This is a genomic window from Streptomyces tritici (genome assembly GCF_048500665.1).
GTDB lineage: Bacteria > Actinomycetota > Actinomycetes > Streptomycetales > Streptomycetaceae > Streptomyces > Streptomyces tritici.
The window spans coordinates 3,521,483-3,543,344 of sequence record NZ_CP183183.1 but is presented as its reverse complement, the minus strand read 5'-3'; the positions used below and the strand labels follow the sequence as shown (position 1 = coordinate 3,543,344).

17 protein-coding genes are annotated in these 21,862 nt (G+C 73.6%); 9 read left to right on the top strand and 8 right to left on the bottom strand.

What is annotated here, in order from left to right:
• Position 1: 1 nt before the first annotated feature.
• On the bottom strand, positions 2-1,201 hold the full coding sequence (locus tag ACNJ93_RS16345; RefSeq protein ID WP_418958142.1) for an erythromycin esterase family protein: 1,200 nt from the start codon (positions 1,199-1,201) through the stop codon (positions 2-4).
• A 69-nt stretch (positions 1,202-1,270) separates the two neighbouring features.
• On the opposite strand from ACNJ93_RS16345, the gene ACNJ93_RS16340 reads away from it, so the two are divergent.
• Positions 1,271-1,984, top strand: coding sequence for a MerR family DNA-binding transcriptional regulator (locus ACNJ93_RS16340; protein WP_418958141.1), 714 nt, complete (start codon positions 1,271-1,273; stop codon positions 1,982-1,984).
• Positions 1,985-2,041: 57 nt separating this feature from the next.
• On the opposite strand, the gene aspS is transcribed toward ACNJ93_RS16340, so the two are convergent.
• Complete coding sequence (gene aspS / locus ACNJ93_RS16335; protein ID WP_418958140.1) at positions 2,042-3,862, bottom strand: aspartate--tRNA ligase; 1,821 nt, start codon at positions 3,860-3,862, stop codon at positions 2,042-2,044.
• A gap of 136 nt (positions 3,863-3,998) precedes the next feature.
• Between aspS and ACNJ93_RS16330 the strand changes: the two genes are divergently transcribed.
• Together ACNJ93_RS16330 and ACNJ93_RS16325 are read left to right on the top strand one after the other, a co-directional pair.
• The gene (locus tag ACNJ93_RS16330; RefSeq protein ID WP_418958139.1) at positions 3,999-6,083 is read left to right on the top strand and encodes an ATP-binding SpoIIE family protein phosphatase; all 2,085 of its coding nucleotides are present in this window, start codon (positions 3,999-4,001) and stop codon (positions 6,081-6,083) included.
• A gap of 72 nt (positions 6,084-6,155) precedes the next feature.
• A complete protein-coding gene (locus ACNJ93_RS16325; RefSeq protein ID WP_418958138.1) occupies positions 6,156-6,977 on the top strand; it encodes an MBL fold metallo-hydrolase in 822 nt (273 codons plus the stop codon).
• On the opposite strand, the gene ACNJ93_RS16320 is transcribed toward ACNJ93_RS16325, so the two are convergent.
• From ACNJ93_RS16320 to ACNJ93_RS16310, 3 genes are all read right to left on the bottom strand, one after another.
• On the bottom strand, positions 6,974-8,071 hold the full coding sequence (locus ACNJ93_RS16320; RefSeq protein ID WP_418958137.1) for an AI-2E family transporter: 1,098 nt from the start codon (positions 8,069-8,071) through the stop codon (positions 6,974-6,976). The two genes, ACNJ93_RS16325 and ACNJ93_RS16320, sit on opposite strands and share 4 nt — an antisense overlap.
• A gap of 102 nt (positions 8,072-8,173) precedes the next feature.
• Positions 8,174-9,136, bottom strand: coding sequence for a pirin family protein (locus tag ACNJ93_RS16315; RefSeq protein WP_418958136.1), 963 nt, complete (start codon positions 9,134-9,136; stop codon positions 8,174-8,176).
• 123 nt (positions 9,137-9,259) lie between these two features.
• Complete coding sequence (locus ACNJ93_RS16310; RefSeq protein ID WP_418958135.1) at positions 9,260-9,778, bottom strand: SseB family protein; 519 nt, start codon at positions 9,776-9,778, stop codon at positions 9,260-9,262.
• Positions 9,779-9,920: 142 nt separating this feature from the next.
• Here ACNJ93_RS16310 and ACNJ93_RS16305 point away from each other — a divergent pair, with 142 nt between their 5' ends.
• Together ACNJ93_RS16305 and ACNJ93_RS16300 are read left to right on the top strand one after the other, a co-directional pair.
• Positions 9,921-11,750, top strand: a complete 1,830-nt coding sequence (locus tag ACNJ93_RS16305) for an acyl-CoA dehydrogenase (protein ID WP_418958134.1) — start codon at positions 9,921-9,923, stop codon at positions 11,748-11,750.
• Positions 11,751-11,926: 176 nt separating this feature from the next.
• Positions 11,927-13,234, top strand: a complete 1,308-nt coding sequence (locus tag ACNJ93_RS16300; protein ID WP_418958133.1) for a M18 family aminopeptidase — start codon at positions 11,927-11,929, stop codon at positions 13,232-13,234.
• Between the two features lie 61 nt (positions 13,235-13,295).
• Here the strand turns inward: ACNJ93_RS16300 and ACNJ93_RS16295 are convergent, their stop codons facing one another.
• Complete coding sequence (locus ACNJ93_RS16295; protein ID WP_418958132.1) at positions 13,296-15,107, bottom strand: NHL domain-containing thioredoxin family protein; 1,812 nt, start codon at positions 15,105-15,107, stop codon at positions 13,296-13,298.
• Between the two features lie 166 nt (positions 15,108-15,273).
• On the opposite strand from ACNJ93_RS16295, the gene ACNJ93_RS16290 reads away from it, so the two are divergent.
• Genes ACNJ93_RS16290 through ACNJ93_RS16280 form a run of 3 tightly spaced genes read left to right on the top strand, consistent with a single transcriptional unit; the run spans position 15,274 to position 18,088 of the window.
• A complete protein-coding gene (locus ACNJ93_RS16290; protein WP_418958131.1) occupies positions 15,274-16,815 on the top strand; it encodes a hypothetical protein in 1,542 nt (513 codons plus the stop codon).
• 20 nt (positions 16,816-16,835) lie between these two features.
• Positions 16,836-17,600, top strand: coding sequence for a hypothetical protein (locus ACNJ93_RS16285; RefSeq protein WP_418958130.1), 765 nt, complete (start codon positions 16,836-16,838; stop codon positions 17,598-17,600).
• Positions 17,597-18,088, top strand: coding sequence for an LURP-one-related/scramblase family protein (locus ACNJ93_RS16280; RefSeq protein WP_418958129.1), 492 nt, complete (start codon positions 17,597-17,599; stop codon positions 18,086-18,088). Before ACNJ93_RS16285 ends, ACNJ93_RS16280 begins: the two co-directional genes overlap by 4 nt.
• 101 nt (positions 18,089-18,189) lie before the next feature.
• On the opposite strand, the gene ACNJ93_RS16275 is transcribed toward ACNJ93_RS16280, so the two are convergent.
• Entirely contained in the window at positions 18,190-19,419 is a 1,230-nt protein-coding gene (locus tag ACNJ93_RS16275; RefSeq protein WP_418958128.1) for a trans-sulfuration enzyme family protein, read from the bottom strand.
• A 65-nt stretch (positions 19,420-19,484) separates the two neighbouring features.
• On the opposite strand from ACNJ93_RS16275, the gene ACNJ93_RS16270 reads away from it, so the two are divergent.
• A complete protein-coding gene (locus ACNJ93_RS16270; RefSeq protein WP_418958127.1) occupies positions 19,485-20,966 on the top strand; it encodes a PLP-dependent aminotransferase family protein in 1,482 nt (493 codons plus the stop codon).
• A gap of 95 nt (positions 20,967-21,061) precedes the next feature.
• Here the strand turns inward: ACNJ93_RS16270 and ACNJ93_RS16265 are convergent, their stop codons facing one another.
• Complete coding sequence (locus tag ACNJ93_RS16265) at positions 21,062-21,859, bottom strand: carbon-nitrogen family hydrolase (protein WP_418958126.1); 798 nt, start codon at positions 21,857-21,859, stop codon at positions 21,062-21,064.
• Between the last annotated feature and the right edge of the window lie 3 nt (positions 21,860-21,862).

Here is a 21,862-nt window from a genome sequence, read left to right as displayed (position 1 = left end):
GCTAGGGGCGCACGACGTCCCTGACGTACAGGAGGGCGTCCGCGGCGGGCAGGTGGGACGGGTCGTACGGGGCGTAGCCGAACCAGGGGGAGACGCGGGGAGCCGGGAGCTCGGGGCCGAGCACCTCGGCCAGGCGGCGGGCGTCCACGAGGCAGCGGTCCTCCGGCAGGGCGTACAGGGCGCCCTCCAGGGTGTGCGGCTCCGGCGTGCCGACGCCCTCGTGGCGGAGGGTGCCGAGGGCCATGGGAACGAAGCGGTACTCGTCGCCGAGCACGGCGTGCGCCAGCGCGCCGGCGCTCCACCAGTGCAGCGGCGCGCCGCCCATCCGCATCGTGCTCCGCTCGCGCTGCAGATGGCCGTTGTGGGCGTACACGAGGACGGGGCCGCGGGCGGCGAGGGCCAGGAGGTTGTCGGCCATCATCCGGTCCCGGACGCCGACCAGCCGGGTCAGGCGGGACGGGGAGGCGTCGGCCATCGCGTGGTGGTAGCGCAGCAGGCCGGTGGCGGTGCGGGCGTACAGGCGGGCCCGGTCCCAGTCGTCGCGGGAGGTCGCCGTGAGCAGGTGCGGGGTCTGCTCGTCGAGCACGGCGGTGAGTTCGTCGGCGAGCAGCCGCAGCTCCGCGGCCTCGGCCGACCGGCCCACGGAGCGGGACGGGTCCCGCATCGCCGCCGGCTCCGTCCACCGGCCGTCGGGGCCGAGCAGCGCGTCGAGGCGGGCTGCGGTGCAGGGCAGCAGGTCCGCGTCGCCGTGGGCGGCGAGGTACGCGTGGAGGGCGGTGAGGGCCTCGCGGGGACTCTCGGCGGCGGTGATCTCCAAGGGGCCGTCGAAGCCGGCGAAGCGGACCTGTTCGGCGGCGGGCCGGCCCTCGTTGAAGGCGCGCATCCAGCGGACCAGTTCGCGGTTGGCGGGCAGCTGACCCCAGTCGTGGCTGAAGCCGTGCGCCACGACCTCGTCCAGGGTGCCGGCGCCCGTGGTGACGTACGCGTCCACGAGCAGGCCGTTCAGGCAGTCGGTCTCGATCGCCAGCGTCCGCCGGCCTTCCTCGGCCAGCTGCCGGAAGAGCTCGTTGCGCAGGTCGAGCAAAGAGTTCTCGCGGTGCGTGGGCTCGCCGAGGGCGAGCACCCGCGGCCGGTCCGGGAGCAGCCCCAGCAGGGCCGCCGCGTCGACGGGGTACGTAGTGTCCTTGATGTCGGTCGCCATGCCTTCGACGCTATCGTTGAACTTTCGGTGGAGACCTGGGCCGTGACATGGCCCGGAAAGTCGGGGGTCGTGCCGGATAACCTTCAAACCGGGGTGCGGCTGCGGCCCGTCGATCTGGCGCGCGCCCACGGACTGTCCACGCAGGCGGTCCGCAACTACGAGGAGGCCGGCATCCTGCCCGCCGCCGCCCGCACCCCGAGCGGTCACCGCCGCTACACCCCGCTGCACGCGGCCGCCCTGCGGGCGTTCCTCGCGCTGCTGCCGGGCCACGGGCACGCGACGGCGACGGCGATCATGCGGGCGGTGCACGACGGCGCGGCCGAGGAGGCGTTCCGGCTCGTCGACGAGAGCCACGCCCAGCTCCTCGACGACCGGCGCACCCTGCGGGCCGTGGAGGGCGCCCTGCGGGACCTGGAGCCGGTGCCGGAGCCCGAGGCGGGCGGCGTGTTCATCGGGCCGCTGGCGCACCGGCTGGGCGTCCGCCCGGCGACGCTGCGCAAGTGGGAGGCGGCCGGTCTGGTGAGCCCGCGCCGCGACCGGGTGACCGGCTACCGGATGTACGACGAGGCCGCCGTACGGGACGCGCGGCTGGCCCACCAGCTCCGGCGGGGCGGCTACCCGTTGGCGCGGATCGCCCCGCTGATCGCGCAGGTGCGGGCGGCCGGGGGGCTCGCGCCGCTGGAGGCCGCGCTCGGCGACTGGCGCGGCCGGCTGACGGCCCGCGGGCGGGCGCTGCTCGCGGGGGCCGCCGCACTGGACGCGTACCTCCGCGCCCGCGGCTGAGACGCGGAAGGGGCCCGGGATCGTCGTGATCCCGGGCCCCTTCCGCAGACGTGCGGCCTAGCGGCCGGCCTCCGGGTGGACCGCGTCGGTCACCGGGCGGCCGTCCGCGGGCTTCTCCTTGGCGACCGGCTTGCGGAGCTGGATGTTCAGCTCCTTCAGGCGGGCCTCGTCGAGCTCCGTCGGGGCGCCCATCAGCAGGTCCTGCGCGTTGCCGTTGAGCGGGAACGCGATGGTCTCGCGGATGTTGGGCTCGTCGGCGAGCAGCATGACGATGCGGTCGACGCCCGGGGCGATGCCGCCGTGCGGCGGGGCGCCGTACTCGAAGGCGCGGAGCATGCCGGCGAACTCGTTCTCGACGGTCTCGCGGCTGTAGCCGGCGATCTCGAACGCCTTGAACATGATCTCGGGCTCGTGGTTCCGGATCGCGCCGGAGGACAGCTCGATGCCGTTGCAGACGATGTCGTACTGCCAGCCGAGGATGTCCAGCGGGTCCTGGGTCTCCAGGGCCTCCAGGCCGCCCTGCGGCATGGAGAACGGGTTGTGCGAGAAGTCGATCTTGCCGGTCTCCTCGTCCCGCTCGTACATCGGGAAGTCGACGATCCAGGCGAAGCGGAAGACGTTCTCCTCGAACTGGCCGGCGCGCTTGGCGGCCTCGACCCGGACCGGGCCCATGATCTTGGAGACCTCGTCGAACTCGCCGGCGCCGAAGAACACCGCGTGGCCCGGCTTCAGGCCGAGGCGCTCGGTGAGGACCTTGACGTTCTCCTCGGTGAGGAACTTGGCGATCGGGCCGGTCAGGGCGCCCTCCTCGCCCACGCGGATCCAGGCCAGGCCCTTCGCGCCGAGCGAGATCGCGTACTCGCCGAGGCCGTCGAAGAACTTGCGCGGCTGGTCGGCGGTGTCCGGCACGGCGAGGGCGCGGACGTGCTTGCCGGCGAAGGCCTTGAACTCCGAGTTCTCGAACACGTCGGTGATGTCGACGAGTTCGAGCGAGGTGCGCAGGTCCGGCTTGTCGTTGCCGTACTTCAGCATCGACTCGCGGAACGGGATCCGCGGGAACGGGGAGCTGACGTGGCGGCCGCCGCCGAACTCCTCGAACAGCTCGGTCATCAGCTTCTCGACCGGCCGGAAGACGTCCTCCTGCTCGACGAAGCTCATCTCGATGTCGAGCTGGTAGAACTCGCCCGGCGAGCGGTCGGCGCGGGCGTCCTCGTCGCGGAAGCAGGGCGCGATCTGGAAGTAGCGGTCGAAGCCGGAGATCATCAGCAGCTGCTTGAACTGCTGGGGCGCCTGCGGCAGCGCGTAGAACTTGCCCGGGTTGAGGCGGGACGGGACGACGAAGTCGCGGGCGCCCTCGGGGGAGGTCGCGGCGAGGATCGGGGTCGCCATCTCGTTGAAGCCGAGGGCGGTCATCTTCTGCCGGATCGCGGCGATCACGGCCGTGCGCAGCATGATGTTGCGGTGCATGCGCTCGCGGCGCAGGTCGAGGAAGCGGTACTCCAGGCGCCGCTCCTCGTTGACGCCGTCGTCGGCGTTGATGGTGAACGGGATCTGCTTGGCCGCGCCGAGGATCTCGACCTCGGAGACCTCGATCTCGATCTCGCCGGTGGCGAGCTCCGGGTTGACGTTCTCCGCGCCGCGGGAGACGACCTTGCCGTCCACGCGGACGACGGTCTCCTTGGTCAGCTTGTCGAGCACCTCGGCGGCCTTGGTGCCGGGGCGGGCGACCAGCTGGGTGATGCCGTAGTGGTCGCGGAGATCGATGAAGAGGATGCCGCCCAGGTCGCGCCGATTGTGCAGCCAGCCGCTCAGCCGGACGTCGGTGCCGACGTCAGAGGCGCGGAGCTCGCCGCAGGTGTGGGACCTGTACCGATGCATCGTCGTTCATCCAGTCTTCGGAATCGGTGGGTGGGCCCGGATACATCCAGGCCCGTCAAGGGTACCGGGCGGGCCACGATCGATCGTCGGACCGTCTCAGTGGCACGCTGCGGTCCGATATTCATAAAGTGGGGCAATGCGCACCGAGGATGTGCTGGCCGCGATCGCGACCGGTCTGTGGCGCTGGGACAACGCGACCGGGACCGTCTCGCTCGACGCCGAGGCGGCCCGGCTGCTCGGGCTGCCCGCCGAACCCGCCCGGCTGACCGAGGCGGCGGTGCGTGCCCGTTTTCATCCCGTCGACTGGAACGAGAACGGCGGGGTCGTCGGCCTCGCCCGCGCGGAGGGCACCCTCGCCGAGTCGCGGCTGCGGGTCGTGGGCCCCGACGGCCGGGTGATCCGCACCGTCCGCAGCCGCGCCAAACCGCTGGCCGAGGAGCTCGGCCACCCGCTCGTCGGCAGCATCCAGGAGGTCGCCGAACCCGCCCCGGGCACGGCCGCCCGCAGCCCCGTCACCGGCGACTGGCGGCGCTCCCGGGAGGCGTTCCTGCTGGACGCCGGACGCGCCCTCGCGGAGGCCCGGTCCACCGCCGAGGTGCTGCGGGTGGCCGCCTCCCTGTCCATGCCGGGCTTCTCGCCGGACGGGCTCGCCGTCTTCGGCGTGGCCGGCGACCGGCTCACCGTCACCGGGCACCACGGGCACAGCGACGGCGACGAGGGCCCGTTCACCGAGATGCCGCTCGACACCGACTACCCGGCGGCCGAGGCGGCCCGCACCGGGCGGGCGATCTACCTGCCGTCGCCGGAGGAGTACAAGCGCCGCTTCCCGCTGACCTGGCCGCTGGCGCAGCGGTTCGGCCGGCAGTCGTGGGCCTTCCTGCCGCTGATCGTCGCCGGGCGGACGATGGGCGCGTGGATGGCCGCGTTCAAGCACCCGGTGGCCTTCACCCCCGACGAGCGGTCCGTGCTCACCACCGTCGCCCGGATGCTCGCCCAGGCCCTCGCCCGGGCCGGCGTCGCCGAGTCCGAACGGGAGCTGTCGCTGGGGCTGCAGCGCACGATGATGCCCGCGCTCGGGCCCGGCATCCCCGGCCTCGCGGTGGCCGGCCGGTACGTGCCGACCGGCGGCGGCCTGGAGATCGGCGGCGACTGGTACGACATGATCCAGCTGCCCGGGGGCCGGATCGCGCTGGTCATCGGCGACGTCCAGGGCCACGACGTCCGGGCCGCCGGGCTGATGGGCCAGCTGCGGATCGCGCTGCGCGCCTACGCCTCCGAGGGCCACCGCCCCGACGCGGTGCTCTCGCGGGCCTCCCGCTTCCTGCACGGGATCACCGACGGCTCCGACGACCCCGGCGGCCCGCGCTTCGCGACCTGCCTGTACCTGGAGGTCGACCCGGAGACCGGGAGCCTGGACATCGCCCGGGCCGGGCACCCCGAGCCGGCGGTGCGCACCGCCGACGGCACGGTCCTGCAGCAGCCGACCGCGGGCGGGCTGCCGCTGGGCGTCGACCCGGACAGCGACTACCCGACGACCCGGCTGCGCCTGGAGCCCGGCGAGACGCTGATGGTGTGCACCGACGGGCTCCTGGAGACCGGCGGGCACGACCTGGACAGCGGCTGGAACCGCGTCCGCGCGCTCCTGGAGCGGCACGAGGGCGACTCCCTGGAGGAGCTCGCGGACCGGCTCGTCGAGGCCGTCCACGGCCCCGGCTCGCACCACACCACCGGCCCGCTCGCCGACCGCCGCGAGGACGACATAGCGGTGCTGCTGCTCTCCCGCACCGGCGACCGCACGGCCGTGCCCGCCCCGCGCCGCGCCGTCATGACCGTCGCCCAGGCCGAGCCGGAGCGGATCGCCGACGCGCGCCGGCAGCTGCGCCAGCTGCTGCACGACTGGACGGACGAGGACCAGGTCGACTCGGCGGTCCTGATGGTCTCCGAGATGGTCACCAACGTGCTCATCCACACCGACGGCGACGCGCTGCTGGTCGCCGAGGTGGTCTGCGGCGACCGCACCCGGCGGGTGCGCGTGGAGGTCTCGGACGCAAGCGACGACCTGCCGCACAAGCGCCACCCGGGCGAACTCGCCTCCAGCGGCCGGGGGCTGCTGCTGATGGAGATGCTCGCCGACGCCTGGGGCGTCGACCCGCGCGGCGAGGGCAAGTGCATCTGGTTCGAACTCCACGAACCGTCCTCGGGGCGGGGCTGCTGCCAGTAGGACGCGCGCGGGGCGGGGACGCGGCGCAGACTGGTGGGGTACGGCCGCCCGGGGGGACCACGGAGCACCGTCATGGACACGCACAAGGTGGGCAGTGACACCACCGTCATCGCAGACAGCCTGGAGATTCCGGGGATGGGGCACATCCCCGTCAACGCGTACGTGCTCACGTCCCGCGAACCGGTCGTCGTCGACACCGGTCTGTCCGTCTCCGACCGGGACTTCGTGGCCGCGCTCCGCGAGGTGATCGACCCGGCCGACGTCCGCTGGATCTGGCTCACCCACCCCGACCGCGACCACACCGGCGGGATCTTCGACCTGCTGATCGCGGCCCCCGAGGCACGCGTCGTGACGACGTTCCTGGGCGCCGGGATCATGACCACGGAACGGCCGCTGCCGATGGACCGGGTGTACTTCCTCAACCCCGGGCAGTCCCTGGACGTCGGCGACCGGATGCTGCGGGCGTTCCGGCCGCCGCTGTTCGACAGCCCGGCGACCGTCGGCTTCTACGACGACCGCACCCGCATCTGCTTCAGCTCGGACTGCTTCGGCGGGCCCATGCCCTCCGCCGAACTGGCCGAGAGCGGCCACGCCAACGACCTGAAGCCGGAGGAGCTGCGGGGCGCCCAGCTGATCTGGGCGACGCTGGACAGCCCCTGGGTGCATGTCGTCGACCCGGCGAAGTACCGGGCCACCATCCAGCCGCTGCGGTCGCTGAACCCCGAGATCGTGCTGTGCACGCATCTGCCGCCTGCGGTGCGGATGACCTCGCAGATGATCGACACGATCTCGATGGCGCCGGACGCCGACCCGTTCGTCGGCCCGGATCAGGCGGCCCTGGAGGCCATGCTGAAGTCCTTCGAGCCGGGCAGCACACCGGCCGCGGCGACCTAGGGGATGTCGGGGGGCCGGGCCTCGGGCGGCCCGGTCTCCCGGGCCCCCGCGTCCGGGGGCGCGTACCGGCTGCGGAGTTCGCCGACGACGCCGAAGGCCGCCGCGGCGACGGGCACGGCGAGGAGCATGCCGAGGATCCCGGCGACGGAGGCGCCGGCGGTGATCGCCAGCAGCACCACGGCCGGGTGCATCTGGACGGTCCGGCTCTGCACCAGCGGCTGGAGCACGTTCCCCTCCAGGACCTGCACGGCCAGCACCACCCCCAGCACCCACAGCGCGATCACGAAGCCCCGGTCGGCCAGGGCCACCAGCACCGCGACCGCGCCGGACAGGAACGCGCCGAGGTACGGGATGTACGCGGTCACGAAGACGAGCGCGGCCAGCCCGACCGCGCCCGGGACGTCGAGCACGAGCAGCCCGACGCCGATCAGCACCGCGTCCACGAGCGCGACGAACGTCGTCCCGCGCATGAACCCCTCGACCGCCTCGAACGCCCGCCGGGCCATCGCCTCCAGGGCGTCGCCGGCGGACCGGGGGGCCAGGGAGCGCAGGGACGCGGCGGCCCGGTCGGAGTCCCGCAGGAAGAAGAAGATCAGCAGCAGCGCCAGCACGGCCGTGGCCAGCATCTGACCGACGACGCTCAGCCCCGAGATCACCCCGGACGCCGCCGTCCCGCCGAACTTCTGCAGCAGCTCCCGGGCGTTGCGCGCGAGGTCGTCGAGCGAGGTGCCGGCGGCGCCGAGATGTTCGGTGATGTCCGACGAGGCGCGGCGCACGGAGGCGACGATCTGGTCGCCGCTGTCGATCAGCGCCGCGACGACGATGTACGTGGCCCCGCCGACGACCACGAGGACGGCGACGCAGGTCAGGGCGGCGGCCAGGGAGCGCTGCACCTTCAGCCGCAGGAGCCGCCGGTGCAGCGGCCCGAGCAGCGCGGCGCCGAGCACCGCGAGCAGGACCGGCGTGACGACGGTCCTGAAGACGACGCAGAGCCAGATCCCGACGGCGGCCACCGCCGCGAGCAGCAGCAGGACCACGCACCAGGCGGCGGTCCGCCGGGCGGCCTCGGGAAGGAGCGGTCGCGTCGTCTGCACCCCTCCACCGGACCACCCCGCCCGGCGCGCCGTCCTGCGCTGCGGGTCCGCCCGGGTGACGCGACGTCAGCCCGGGCGGTCCCTTCGTACGGGTACGCGGTGCTACTCGCCCATGCCGTGGACGGCCGGGATGGTGCCCAGCCGGCCCGCCTGGAAGTCCTCGAACGCCTGGCGGAGTTCGGCCTGGGTGTTCATCACGAACGGGCCGTAGTGCGCCATCGGCTCGCGGATCGGGCGGCCGCCGAGGAGCACGACCTCCAGGTCCGGCGTGTGCCCGTCCTGCTTCTCGTCCGCGCGGACCGTCAGCGAGGCCCCGTCCCCGAAGACCGCGGTCTGGCCCATGTGGACGGGCCGGCGGTCGGCGCCGACCGTGCCGCGTCCGGCGAGGACGTACGCGAGGCCGTTGAAGTCCTCGCGCCAGGGCAGCGTCACCTCGGCGCCCGGCCTGAGGGTCGCGTGGACCATCGTGATCGGGGTGTGGGTGATGCCCGGTCCGGCGTGCCCGTCGAGCTCGCCGGCGATGACGCGGAACAGCGCGCCGCCGTCGGGGGAGGTGAGCAGCTGGACCTGGCCGCCGCGGATGTCCTGGTAGCGGGGGGCCATCATCTTGTCGCTCGCGGGCAGGTTCACCCACAGCTGCAGCCCGTGGAACAGGCCGCCGCTGACGACCAGCGACTCCGGCGGGGCCTCGATGTGCAGCAGGCCGGAGCCGGCCGTCATCCACTGGGTGTCGCCGTTGGTGATGGTGCCGCCGCCGCCGTTGGAGTCCTGGTGGTCGAAGACGCCGTCGATGATGTACGTGACGGTCTCGAAGCCGCGGTGGGGGTGCCAGGGGGTGCCCTTGGGCTCGCCCGGGGCGTACTCCACCTCGCCCATCTGGTCCATCATGATGAACGGGTCGAGGTACCGGTAATTGATCCCGGCGAACGCGCGGCGCACCGGGAAGCCCTCCCCCTCGAAGCCGGAGGGCGCCGTGGTCACGGCGAGGACCGGACGCGGCGCGGCATCGGCCGGCGCGGCGACCCGGGGCAGGGCGAGGGGATTCTCGACAGTCACAGCCGGCATGGCGGACCTCCTTGGGTGCGACGTACGTCCAGTTTAGTTGAACACTGAACTTCTTGCCACCCGGAACGCGGAACGCCCGGGAGGAATTCCTCCCGGGCGCTCTCCCTTGCCTTCCAGCCTGCGTCAGCCGTACATCCGGCGCATCGCGAAGTCCACCATCTGCTCCACGGCCTTCGCGTCGAAGACCATCCGGTGGTCGCCCTCCATGTCGAGCACGAAGCCGTAGCCGGTCGGCAGCAGGTCGATCACCTCGGCCCCGGTGATCACGAAGTACTTGGACTCCTTGCCGGCGTACCGGCGCAGCTCCTTGAGCGAGGTGAACATGGGGATCACCGGCTGCTGCGTGTTGTGCAGCGCCAGGAAGCCGGGGGTGTCGCCGCGCGGGCAGTACACCTTGGACGTCGCGAAGATCTGCTGGAAGTCCTCCGCGGCCATCGATCCGGTGGTGAAGGCGCGAACCGCGTCGGCCAGCGTCGGCGGCGAGGGCTCGGGGTACAGCGGCGGCTGCTGCGCGTACCCGCCGCCCGCCATGCCGGCCTGCATCCCGGGCTGCATGCCGGGCTGACCCTGGGGGTCGTACGGCGCTTGCGGAGGCGGCGCGTACTGCTGCTGGGCACCCGGATTCTGCTCGTAGCCGTACATGGGGGCGAGCCTACTGCGTCACACCGTCCGGGTTTGGGGTTGCTCTTATTACCGGTGGGTAGCATCATCGGAGAGAGCGTTTTGCTACTAGCCGGTACGTGTACGAGGAACCTCCCTCCCCGAGCCTTACGGAGCCGTCGCCATGGGGCACTACAAGTCGAATCTCCGCGACATCGAGTTCAACCTCTTCGAGGTCCTCGGCCGCGACAAGGTGTACGGCACCGGTCCGTTCGAGGAGATGGACGTCGACACCGCCAAGAGCATCCTCGACGAGATCCGCCGCCTCGCCGAGAACGAGCTCGCGGAGTCCTTCGCCGACGCCGACCGCAACCCGCCGGTCTTCGACCCGGAGACCAACACGGCCCCGGTCCCGGCGTCCTTCAAGAAGTCGTACAACGCCTTCATGGAGTCCGAGTACTGGCGTCTGGGCATCCCCGAGGAGATCGGCGGCACCGTCTCCCCGCGCTCCCTGATCTGGGCCTACGCGGAGCTGCTGCTCGGCTCGAACCCGGCCGTCTGGATGTACTCCTCCGGCCCGGCCTTCGCCGGCATCCTCTTCACCGAGGGCAACGAGGCGCAGAAGAAGGTCGCCAAGATCGCCGTCGAGAAGCGCTGGGGCTCCACCATGGTGCTCACCGAGCCCGACGCGGGCTCCGACGTCGGCGCCGGCCGCACCAAGGCCATCCAGCAGGAGGACGGCTCCTGGCACATCGAGGGCGTGAAGCGCTTCATCACCTCCGGTGAGCACGACATGGAGGAGAACATCCTCCACTACGTCCTCGCCCGCCCCGAGGGCGCCGGCCCCGGCACCAAGGGCCTGTCCCTCTTCCTCGTCCCGAAGTACGAGTTCGACTGGGAGACCGGCGAGCTCGGCGCCCGCAACGGCGTCTACGCCACCAACGTCGAGCACAAGATGGGCCTCAAGGCGTCCAACACGTGCGAGATGACCTTCGGCGACAAGCACCCCGCCAAGGGCTGGCTGATCGGCGACAAGCACGACGGCATCCGCCAGATGTTCCTCATCATCGAGTTCGCCCGCATGATGGTCGGCACGAAGGCGATCTCCACCCTCTCCACGGGCTACCTCAACGCCCTGGAGTACGCCAAGGAGCGCGTCCAGGGCACCGACCTGGCGAACTTCATGGACAAGGCCGCCCCGAAGGTCACCATCACCCACCACCCCGACGTCCGCCGCTCGCTGATGACGCAGAAGGCGTACGCCGAGGGCATGCGCTCCCTCGTCCTCTACACGGCCGCCGTGCAGGACGAGATCGCGATCAAGGAGACCGCCGGCGAGGACGCGAAGGCCCTGCACGGCCTGAACGACCTGCTGCTGCCGATCGTCAAGGGCTACGGCTCCGAGAAGGGCTACGAGCAGCTCGCCCAGTCGCTGCAGACCTTCGGCGGCTCCGGCTTCCTGCAGGAGTACCCGATCGAGCAGTACATCCGGGACGCCAAGATCGACACCCTCTACGAGGGCACCACCGCCATCCAGGGCCAGGACTTCTTCTTCCGCAAGATCGTCCGCGACCAGGGCGCGTCCCTGAACGCCCTCGCCGAGGAGATCAAGAAGTTCCTCGCGGCCGGCACCGGCGGCGACGACCTGGCCCCGGCCCGCGACGCGCTCGCCAAGGCCGCCGTCGACCTCGAGGGCATCGTCGGCAAGATGCTCACCGACCTCACCGCCACCGGCGAGGACGTCAAGAACATCTACAAGGTCGGCCTCAACACCACCCGCCTGCTGATGGCCTCCGGCGACGTCGTCGTCGGCTACCTGCTCCTCAGGGGCGCCGCCGTCGCCGCGGAGAAGCTGGCCGCCGGCGCCTCCGGCAAGGACGTCGCCTTCTACCAGGGCAAGATCGCGGCCGCGAAGTTCTTCGCCGCCAACGTCCTGCCGGGCGTCAGCACCGAGCGCGCGCTCGCCGAGGCGGTCGACGGCTCGCTGATGGACCTCGACGAGGCCGCGTTCTAAGCGGCGCGCCCGTCCACCATGCTGGAACGGCTCGCTCCCGGGGAGGGGGGCGGGCCGTTCCGTGTTCCCGGGGCGGCAGGGGGTTCCGGGTTCCGGGGCGGCAGCCGGTTCCGGCCGTCCCGGCGCGGATTCCCCGGCCCCCGTCCGCATGTCGAGACCTGCGTAAGGTGAAGGCCATGAGTAGCGCACCCTCCAGCCCGGCGACGGCACCCTTCGACCGCGGGCACACCGATGACCTCATGACCTTCCTCGCGGCGTCCCCGTCGCCGTACCACGCCGTGGCGAACGCCGCCGAGCGGCTGGAGAAGGCCGGCTTCGCCCGCGTCGAGGAGACCGCCGCCTGGGACGGGACCAAGGGCGGCAAGTACGTCGTCCGCGGCGGCGCGATCATCGCCTGGTACGTGCCCGAGGGCGCCACCCCCCACACGCCCTTCCGCATCGTCGGCGCGCACACCGACTCCCCCAACCTGCGGGTCAAGCCGCGCCCCGACATGGGCCGGGAGGGCTGGCGGCAGGTCGCCGTCGAGATCTACGGCGGACCGCTGCTCAACAGCTGGCTCGACCGCGACCTGGGCCTCGCCGGCCGGCTGACCCTCCGGGACGGCAGCCACCACCTGGTGAACGTCGACCGCCCGCTGCTGCGCGTCCCGCAGCTCGCCATCCACCTCGACCGGCAGGTCAACGAGGGCATGAAGCTGGAGCGCCAGCGCCACATGCAGCCCATCTGGGGCCTCGGCGACGCCCACGACGGCGACCTGCTCGCCTTCGTCGCCGAGGAGGCCGGCGTCGACGCCGAGGACGTGGCCGGCTGGGACCTCATGGTCACCGCCACCGAAGCCCCCGCGTACCTCGGCCGCGACCGCGAACTGCTCGCCGGCCCGCGCATGGACAACCTCATCTCCGTGCACGCCTGCACCGCCGCCCTCGCCGCCGTCGCCGGCCGGGAGGACCTCCCGTACATCCCGGTCCTCGCCGCCTTCGACCACGAGGAGAACGGCTCCGAGGCCGACACCGGCGCCCACGGCCCGCTCCTCGGCAACGTGCTGGAACGTTCGGTCTACGCCCGCGGCGGCGGCTACGAGGACAAGGCCCGCGCCTTCGCCGGCTCGGTCTGCCTCTCCTCCGACGTCGGCCACGCCGTCCACCCCAACTACAGCGAACGGCACGACCCCACGCACCACCCCCGCCCCAACGGCGGCCCGATCCTCAAGGTCAACGTCAACCAGCGCTACGCCACCGACGGCACCGGCCGCGCCGTGTTCGCCGCGGCCTGCGAGCGGGCGGGCGTGCCGTGGCAGTCGTTCGTCTCCAACAACGACCTGCCCTGCGGCACCACCATCGGCCCGATCACCGCGGCCCGCCACGGCATCAGCACCGTCGACATCGGCGTCGCCTGCCTGTCCATGCACAGCGCCCGCGAACTCTGCGGCTCCGACGACCCGTACCTCCTGGCCAACGCCCTGGTGGCCTTCCTGGAGGGCTGAGCCCGGACACGGAGACGGCCCGCCCGACGGAGGTCGGAGCGGGCCGTCGGCGTCCTCGGGCTCAGCCCGCGTCCATCCCCGCGAGGATCAGCGGCAGCCGGGAGGCGCCCTCGGAGGTGATCCGGACCGGAACACCCCAGTCCTGCTGGTGGACATGGCAGGCCGGGTACTCGTTGGCCGGGTCGTCGTCGCAGGACGCGGCCATCGCGGAGACGTGCAGGACGCCCTCGGTGACGTCCGGGTTCAGTTCCAGCTCGCGGAACAGGTCCGTGCCCGTGCCCTCGCCGGAGAGCAGCAGCTCGGGCGGGGTGGAGGAGACCAGGAGCCGCGTGGACGGCCCGTACCGGTCGTCCAGCTTCTGGCCCGTCGGCGCCTGGAAGACCACGTCGAGCCGGAGCCGCCCCGGGGCCACCTCGGTCGCCTCGCGCTGGGTGCGGTGCGCCACCGACTCGACCTGCACGGCCTCCTCCGGCAGCCGCAGCCGGGTCAGCCGGTGCCGGGCGGACTCCACGACCGCGATCTCGTCGCCGACCAGCACCGCGTCGCTGGGCTCGCGCAGATCGGTGGCGAGCGTGGTGACCTCGCCGGTCGCCGGGTCGTAGCGGCGCAGGGCGTGGTTGTACGTGTCGCTGACCGCCACCGAGCCGTCGGGCAGCGCGGTCACGCCCAGCGGGTGCTGGAACAGCGCCTGGCCGGCCGCGCCGTCGCGGTGCCCGAAGTCGAACAGGCCCGTGCCGACGGCGGTGTGCACGACCCCGTCCGGGTCGATCCACCGCAGCGCGCTGGTCTCGGAGTCGGCGATCCACAGCCGGTCCTCGGTGGCGGCGAGCCCGGAGGGCTGCGCGAACCACGCCTCGGCGGCGGGCCCGTCGACCAGGCCCTCGTTGGTCGTGCCGGCGGCGACCTCGACGGTCCGCGTGGCGGGGTCGTACGTCCACAGCTGGTGGACACCGGCCATGGCGATCCACACCTTGCCCTGCCACCAGGCCACGTCCCACGGCGACGACAGGTCGACGTCGAGGGCGGGCCCGGAGGTGGGCGACCCCTGCCACCACTGACGCCCGGTCCCGGCGATCAGCTCGACGGCGCCGGTCTGCGGGTCGAAGGTCCGCAGCGCGTGATTCACGGTGTCGGCGACGACGACCTTGCCGTCCGGCAGCAGCGCGAGCCCCTGCGGCTCGCGGAACTCGCCGTCCCCGATGCGCCGCACGACGCTCTCGCCGTCGGCGGCCAGCTCGACGAGCTGGTGCCGGGTGGTGTCGGAGACCAGGAAGTTCCCGGACGGCAGCAGCACGGCCTTCCCCGGGAACCGCAGATCCGTCGCGACCGGCTCCGGCGCCACGTACGGCCCGTCCCCGCGCCGCAGCGTCCCCTTCGCCTCGTGCTCGGCCTCCAGCTCCTCCACCAGCGTCCGGATCGCGTTGGCGTGCCCCTCACCGGCGTGCTGCGCGACGACGTACCCCTCCGGGTCGATCACCACCAGCGTCGGCCAGGCCCGCACGGCGTACTGCTTCCACGTCGCCAGCTCGGGATCGTCCAGCACGGGGTGCTTCACCTCGTACCGCTCCACGGCGTCCACCACGGCCTGGTGCTCCGCCTCGTGCACGAACTTCGGCGAATGCACCCCGACGATCACCAGCGTGTCCCGATGCTTCTCCTCCAGCTCCCGCAGCTCGTCGAGGACGTGCAGGCAGTTGATGCAGCAGAAGGTCCAGAAGTCGAGGACGACGATCTTTCCGCGCAGGTCGGAGAGCGTCAGGCTCTCGCCGCCCGTGTTCAGCCAGCCGCCCTTGCCGATCAGCTCGGGGGCACGGACACGGGCACGACGGGCGGGCTTGGGCGCGGGGGTGGGCGCCGGGACGGCATCGTTCATGGTTAAAGCTTGCCAGGGCCCCGGGGGAAGGTTCGGGTCGGGGATTGACCTCGGGAGGGTGAAAGAGGGCGGGCGGGTGGTGGGGTGGGCGTGTCTTGACGGTGGCATGTGTCGGCGGGCTGGTGAGCATGACTGAGTGATCATCGGATCAACGCCGAGGGGTGCCATGAACGGTCGACGCGTGGCGGGGCCGCTGCTGGCGGCGCTGTTGCTGGGGGTGGTGCCCGTCGCCGGGGCCGGTGGCGGCGACGCCGTGGCCGGCGGGGTGGGGGACGGGGCGCTGCGGCTGGGGGTCACCGTCAACGGGCGGGGCGGGGTGCCTCTGGTGCGCGTCGGGAGTCCGGTCGTCAAGCGGTACCGGGTCGTGAACCGGAGCGAGGCGCATCTGTACGGGGTGCGGGTCGTCGATCCCTCGGCCGGCGGCCGCGTGCGGTGTCCCTCGCGGACGCTCGCCGCGCTGGCGGCGATGGAGTGCACGGCGCGGTTCGCCGCGCGGCCCGGGCGGTACGCGGGGACGGCGACCGCGACGGGCGACGTGCCGTCGCTGCGGCGCCGGCTGACGGCCGCCGCGCGCTCCGGGTACGAGGGCGTGGGCGGCGCGCTGGCGCTCGCGGAGACCGTACGGGTGCGGCCGCCCCGCTCGGCCGTCGTCGCGTACACGGTGACCAATCGCGGCAACCGCGCCGTGCACGCCGTACGGCTCACCGACGCGGCCCTCCGGCCGGGCCGGATCGACTGCGGCGCCGGGCGGGCCGGGGGCGTGCCCGTCCTGCCGCCGGGCGGCTCGGTGCGGTGCACGGCCACCGTGCAGCGGCCGCCGGGGGTCCACCGGAGCACGGGGCTGGCGACCGGCGGCGACCGCCTCGCCACGGTGGCGCCCGGCGGGCGGCGGGCCGCGGCGCCGCTGCTCGTGGCGCGGGCGGCGGCGGGGTTCAGGGTGGCGGCCGTGCCGACGCCGGCGCCTGGGGCTACGCCGCCGCCGGTGGCCCGGGGGCCGGTGCGGCCGCCTTCGCCGACTGTGTCGCCCGCGTCGCCCGCCTCACCTGTGTCGCCTGTGCCTCCTGCTCCTTCTGCTGCCTCTGCTCCCTCTGCTGCGGCTTCTGTTCCGGCTGGTGCGGCCGGTGCCGCTGCGCCCGCTCCCGGGGCCTCGGCCGGTGCTCCTCCGCCTCCGCCGTTGTTCCTCCCGTCCGTGCCCGCCGCCGGGCCCGTGGGGCCGCTCGCCGTGCCGGGTGCGGCGGCCGGGGCGGCAGCCGGTACCGGGGCCGGTGCGGGTTCGGCTGCCGGTGCCGGGGCCGGGGCCGGAGCCGCTGCCGGGGAGGCCGGAGCCGCGGCGGCCGGTGCGGGAGCCGCCGCCGGAGAGGCCGGGGCGGGGGCCGCGGCCGCTGGGACCGGGGCCGTGGCGGGCGCGGCCGCCGGAGCCGTACCGCCTGGTGCCGCCGGAGCCGTACCGCCCGGAGCCGCCGGAGCCGTACCCCCCGGCACCGCCGCCGTGCCGCCCGCCGCGCGGCCCCTCGCCCCGCCCCCCGCGCAGTCGCAGGCGCAGACCCCGCCCGAGCGGCCCGTCGCGGGCGACGACGAGGGCGGGCTCCTCTCCCGGGTCCGGCGGCGCTCCTCCGAACTCGCCGACATGGGCGTGGCCCTGACGCTCCTCCTGATCCTGATCCCCGCCGCCGTCGCCGCCGCCCTGCTGGGCTCCCGCCGCCCCTGACCCGCCCGGAGCCGGAACCCATGCCCCACCTGCTGGAAACCCTCGGCATCGTCCTCGCCGTCGGACTCCTCGCCGCCGCCGTCGTCCTGCTCAAGGACCGCTTCGCGCCGGTCTCGGAGGCGGCCGAGCAGCGCGAGGACGTGGCCGAGTACATCGCCATGATGGTCTCCGTCCTGTACGCCCTCGTGCTCGGCCTGTGCATGGTGTCCGTCTGGGAGAACCGCTCCGCCGCCGGCGACCACGTCCAGGCCGAGGCCAGCGCCCTGCACCAGACGTACCTGCTCGCCGCCTCCCTCCCGGAGGCGCAGCGCGAGCCGGTGCGCGCGACGGCGCGCTCGTACGCCGCGCATGTCGTCGACGTCGAGTGGCCGCGCATGGCCGCCCACGAGGAGCTCCGGAACGAGGGCTGGACGCTGCTCGACCGACTCCGTGTCGTCAGCGAGGTCGACGACTCCGCCACCGACGCGCAGAAGATCGCCGCGCAGGAGGTCCTGGCCCAGATCGGCTACGTCGACGACGCCCGGCGCGGCCGCGAGGCGGCGGCGCAGGAGACCCTGTCGCCGGTGCTGTGGACGGGCCTGCTCCTCGGCGGCGTGCTCACGCTCGCGTTCATGTTCCTCTTCGGGGTCAACCGCAGCGGCGGCCACGTGTTCATGGTCATGGGCCTGGCCGGCTTCATCGCGTTCACGGTGCTGCTGGTCCACCAGCTCGACTCGCCCTTCGGGGGTATGTTCGGCGCCCCCGCCGACCCCTTCATCCGCTACTTCGCGTTGGAACGGTCATGAAATACCTCGTGCGGGACAAGATCTTCGCGATCGGCGACGACTACTGGATCGAGGACGAGCAGGGCCGGCACGCCTTCCTCGTCGACGGCAAGGCGCTGCGGCTGCGCGACACCCTGGAGCTGAAGGACCCGGCCGGGCGGGTGCAGATCGTGCTGCGGCAGAAGATGTTCAGCCTGCGCGACACGATGACGGTCGAGCGGGACGAGAAGGTGCTCGCCACCGTCCGCCGCAAGCGGCTGTCGCTGCTGCGCAACCACTACCGGATCACGCTCGTCGACGGCACCGAACTGGACGTCAGCGGACGCATCCTGGACCGGGAGTTCACCGTCGAGTACGACGGCGAACTCCTCGCCCACATCTCGCGCCAGTGGTTCCGGGTGCGGGACACGTACGCGGTGAACGTCGTCCGGGACGACGCCGACCCGGCGCTGATGATCGCCGTCGCGGTGTGCGTGATCCGCATGGCGGAACGGGAACGGGAGGACTGAGCCCGCGCCCCCGCCGACGAGCCCGGTCCGGCCACGGCCCGGGCCCGTCGGGGCCGGCCCGGCCCCGGTCGCTCGCCCCGGCCCTCGGCCCCGGTCTAGGTCTAGCCCTTCCCCGCCCGCTCCAGCGCCTGCTCCAGGTCCGCCCACAGGTCCTCGACGTGCTCGACGCCGACCGACAGCCGGACCGTGCCCGGCCCGATGCCCGCCCGCTCCAGCGCGGCGGCGTCGAGCTGGCGGTGGGAGGTGGAGGCCGGGTGCATGATCAGGGTCTTCACGTCCCCGAGCGAGACGCTCAGCGCGGCCACCCGGACCGCCTCCATCAGCGTCCGCCCGGCCTCCCGGCCGCCGGCGAGGTCGAAGGAGATCACCCCGCCGCCGCCCGCCGGCAGCAGCCGGGCGGCGACGGCGTGGTCGGGGTGGCTCGGCAGCGACGGGTGACGCACGGCCGCCACGGCGGGGTGGTCCTCCAGGCGGCGCGCCAGTTCGGCGGCGTTGGCGCAGTGCCGCTCCATGCGCAGCGGCAGCGTCTGCATCCCGCGCAGGGTCAGCCAGGCGGCGAACGGGTCGGTGATCGCGCCCTGTTCGACGCGGGCGTGGCGGACCCGGTGGTACAGCTCCTCGTCCTTGAAGACGGCGACCCCGCCGAGGACGTCGGCGTGGCCGGCGAGGTACTTGGTCGCCGAGTGGACGACGACGTCCGCGCCGAGTTCGAGGGGGCGGCAGAGCAGCGGGGAGGCGAAGGTGTTGTCGACGGCGGTCGGCACCCCGGCCTCGGCGGCGACGGCGGCGAGGCCGGCGAGGTCGGAGACCCGGGCGGTCGGGTTGGCGATGGTCTCCAGGTACAGCAGCCGGGTCTCGGGGCGCAGGGCCGCCCGCACCTCGTCGGGGTCGGTGCCGGAGACGTACGTGACCTCGACGCCCCAGCGCGCGGCGAGGTCGGTGAGCAGGGCGTACGTGCCGCCGTACACGCAGGTCTGGGCGACGACGTGCGCCCCGGAGCCGAGCAGGGTGAGCAGGACGCCGCTGATCGCGCCCATGCCGGAGGCGTACGAGAGGGCGGCGGCGCCGCCCTCCAGGCGGGCGACGGCCTGCTCCAGGGCGTGGACGGTGGGGTTGCCGACGCGGCTGTAGAGGTAGGTGTCGGTGCGCTCGAAGGCCTCGGCGAGGGCGTCGGCGCTGTCGAAGGCGAAGACGTGGCCCTGGTGGAGCGGGACGCCGAGGGGGCGGCTGCCGGTGATCTCGGGGACGGGCGGGTGGACGGCGACGGTCTCGGGGCGGAGGGGCCGGATGGGGCGGGAGGGATCGGCCGGCTGGGCGCTGTGGTCGGTCATGTCCTCCAGTGAACGGCTCAATCCCTTTGCCCCACAGGGCCAATCACCGGCAGATTGGTCTGCCGATGGAGCCGGTGAACCTTTCTGACGACGACGCCCTGGTGACGCGGCTCGGCCGCTGGTCGGCCGGGCGCGGGCCGCTGTACCTGCTGCTGGCCGCGCGGCTGGGCCGGCTGATCGACGAGGGGCTGCTGCCGCCCGACGCCCCTCTGCCGCCGGACCGGCGGTTCGCCGCGGCGCTGTCGGTGGGGCGGTCGACGGTGGTCGCGGCGTACGAGACGCTGCGTCAGGAGGGGCGGGTGGTGCGGCGGCAGGGCAGCGGGACGCGGGTGGCTCCTGCGGCGGCGCTGCTGCCGGGGCCGCGGGTGCGGGAGACGTCGAACCCGCTGTTCCTGAACCTGCTGGAGCCGTCGGACGGCGTGATCCTGCTGAGCTGCGCGGCTCCGCTCGCGCCGCCGCCCGCGCTGGCGGAGGCGTACCGCTCGCTGGTGCTGCCGCAGGACGACCTGGGCTACCACCCGGCGGGCCTGCCGGCGCTGCGCGCGGCGCTGGCCGAGCGGTACGCGCGGCGGGGCGTGCCGACGGATCCGGGGCAGATCCTGGTCACCACGGGCGCCCAGCAGGGGCTCTCGCTGCTGACCCGGCTGCTGCTGGCGCCGGGGGACGGGGTGCTGGTGGAGGCTCCGACGTACTCGGGGGCGCTGGACCTGTTCCGGGAGGCGGCGGCGGTGCCGCGTCCGGTGGCGGTCGGGCCGGACGGGGTGGACGTGGCGGAGGCGGTGCGGGTGATGGAGCGTCACCGGCCGGCGCTGGCGTACGTGATCTCCCGCTTCCACAATCCGACGGGCGCGGTGCTGCCGCCGCTGGCCGGGCGGCGGCTCGTGGAGGCGGCGAACGCGCTGGGGGTGCCGCTGGTCGACGACGAGGCGCGCGCGGATCTGGGTTTCGAGACCGATGCGGCGCAGAGGGACGCCGGGGCGGGTGCGGCGCAGAAGGAGTGGGCGACGCTGTGCGCGTACGGCGAGGTCTTCTCCGTGGGTTCGCTCAGCAAACCCGTGTGGGGCGGGCTGCGGATCGGCTGGATCCGCGGGCCGGCGCCGGCGGTCGCGCGCCTGGCCCGCCTGAAGGCCATCCACGACCTCGGTTCGGACGTGCCGGGGCAGTTGGCGGCGGTGCGGCTGCTGACGGGGTACGGGCCGGTGCTGCGGGAGCGGGTGCGGTCGATGCGCGCGGGCCACGACCACCTCGTGGCGGAGCTCGCGCGGCGGCTCCCGTCCTGGACGCCCGCCCCCACGGCCGGCGGCCAGACGCTGTGGGTGCGGCTCCCGTACGGCGACGGGGTCTCCTTCGCGCAGGTGGCGCTGCGGCACGGGGTGGCGGTGCTGCCGGGGTCCACGATGGACGCCCTGGGCGGCAGCACCCGCTGCCTGCGGCTGCACTTCCTGCTGCCGGACGACGTCCTGTCGGAGGCCGTCCGGCGCCTGGCCGCGGCCTGGCACGCGTACGCGCCGGAGACCGCCCGCCCCGAGCGGCCCCTCGCGGCGTGACCGTCGGCCGGTGCCAGGGCCCGGCTCGGGCGTCCGGTGACCGGCGGCCCGTGTCAGGCGGCCCGTGTCAGGCGGCCGGTGTCAGGCGGCCCGTGTCAGCCGTGCCGCGGCGGCCGGGGCAGGCCCAGGACGCGGTCCTTCAGGGCCGGGAACTGCTCGCGGGTGGCCGTCACCTTCTCCGGGTCCAGCTCCACCCGCAGGACCTCCTCGTCCGGGCCCGCCTCCGCGAGGACCTCGCCCCAGGGATCGACGACGATCGAGTGGCCGGCCTGCTCCACGCCGGCGTGGGTGCCCGCGGTGCCGCAGGCCAGCACGTACGCCTGGTTCTCCACCGCCCGCGCCTGCGCGAGCAGCGTCCAGTGCGCCCGCCTGCGGGCCGGCCAGCCCGCGGGAACGACCAGCGCCTGCGCGCCCGCGTCGACCAGGCCCCGGAACAGCTCGGGGAACCGCAGGTCGTAGCAGGTGGCGACGCCCAGGGTCAGTCCGGGCAGCGGCACGGTCACCAGTTCCTCGCCGGCCGCCATCATGACCGCCTCGCCCCGGTCGAAGCCGAAGCGGTGGATCTTGCGGTACGCGGCCGCGCGGGTGCCGTCGGGGCCGTAGACGAGCGAGGTGTTGTACAGGTCGTCGCCCGCCGCCTCCACGACCGAGCCGGCGTGCAGCCAGACGCCCGCGTCGCGCGCCGCCGCGGCCATCGCCTCGTGCGTGGGGCCGTCCAGCGGCTCCGCCTCCGCCGCGAACGACTCGTACGCGAACGCGCCCACGGTCCACAGTTCCGGCAGGACGACGAGATCCGCGTCCCGTTCCGCCCGTACCAGCTCCGCCACGCGCTCCCGGCGCGTCTTGACCGGTTCGTCCTGGTCTACTGCGATCTGGATCAGCGAGGCGTGCACACT

Excerpts from the sequence above, each read along its gene's own strand:
- ACNJ93_RS16345 (WP_418958142.1), bottom strand. The coding sequence starts at position 1,201 with ATGGCGACCGACATCAAGGACACTACGTACCCCGTCGACGCGGCGGCC.
- aspS (WP_418958140.1), bottom strand. The coding sequence starts at position 3,862 with ATGCATCGGTACAGGTCCCACACCTGCGGCGAGCTCCGCGCCTCTGAC.
- ACNJ93_RS16330 (WP_418958139.1), top strand. The coding sequence starts at position 3,999 with ATGCGCACCGAGGATGTGCTGGCCGCGATCGCGACCGGTCTGTGGCGC.
- ACNJ93_RS16325 (WP_418958138.1), top strand. The coding sequence starts at position 6,156 with ATGGACACGCACAAGGTGGGCAGTGACACCACCGTCATCGCAGACAGC.
- ACNJ93_RS16315 (WP_418958136.1), bottom strand. The coding sequence starts at position 9,136 with ATGCCGGCTGTGACTGTCGAGAATCCCCTCGCCCTGCCCCGGGTCGCC.
- ACNJ93_RS16310 (WP_418958135.1), bottom strand. The coding sequence starts at position 9,778 with ATGTACGGCTACGAGCAGAATCCGGGTGCCCAGCAGCAGTACGCGCCG.
- ACNJ93_RS16305 (WP_418958134.1), top strand. The coding sequence starts at position 9,921 with ATGGGGCACTACAAGTCGAATCTCCGCGACATCGAGTTCAACCTCTTC.
- ACNJ93_RS16300 (WP_418958133.1), top strand. The coding sequence starts at position 11,927 with ATGAGTAGCGCACCCTCCAGCCCGGCGACGGCACCCTTCGACCGCGGG.
- ACNJ93_RS16295 (WP_418958132.1), bottom strand. The coding sequence starts at position 15,107 with ATGAACGATGCCGTCCCGGCGCCCACCCCCGCGCCCAAGCCCGCCCGT.
- ACNJ93_RS16290 (WP_418958131.1), top strand. The coding sequence starts at position 15,274 with ATGAACGGTCGACGCGTGGCGGGGCCGCTGCTGGCGGCGCTGTTGCTG.
- ACNJ93_RS16285 (WP_418958130.1), top strand. The coding sequence starts at position 16,836 with ATGCCCCACCTGCTGGAAACCCTCGGCATCGTCCTCGCCGTCGGACTC.
- ACNJ93_RS16280 (WP_418958129.1), top strand. The coding sequence starts at position 17,597 with ATGAAATACCTCGTGCGGGACAAGATCTTCGCGATCGGCGACGACTAC.
- ACNJ93_RS16275 (WP_418958128.1), bottom strand. The coding sequence starts at position 19,419 with ATGACCGACCACAGCGCCCAGCCGGCCGATCCCTCCCGCCCCATCCGG.
- ACNJ93_RS16270 (WP_418958127.1), top strand. The coding sequence starts at position 19,485 with ATGGAGCCGGTGAACCTTTCTGACGACGACGCCCTGGTGACGCGGCTC.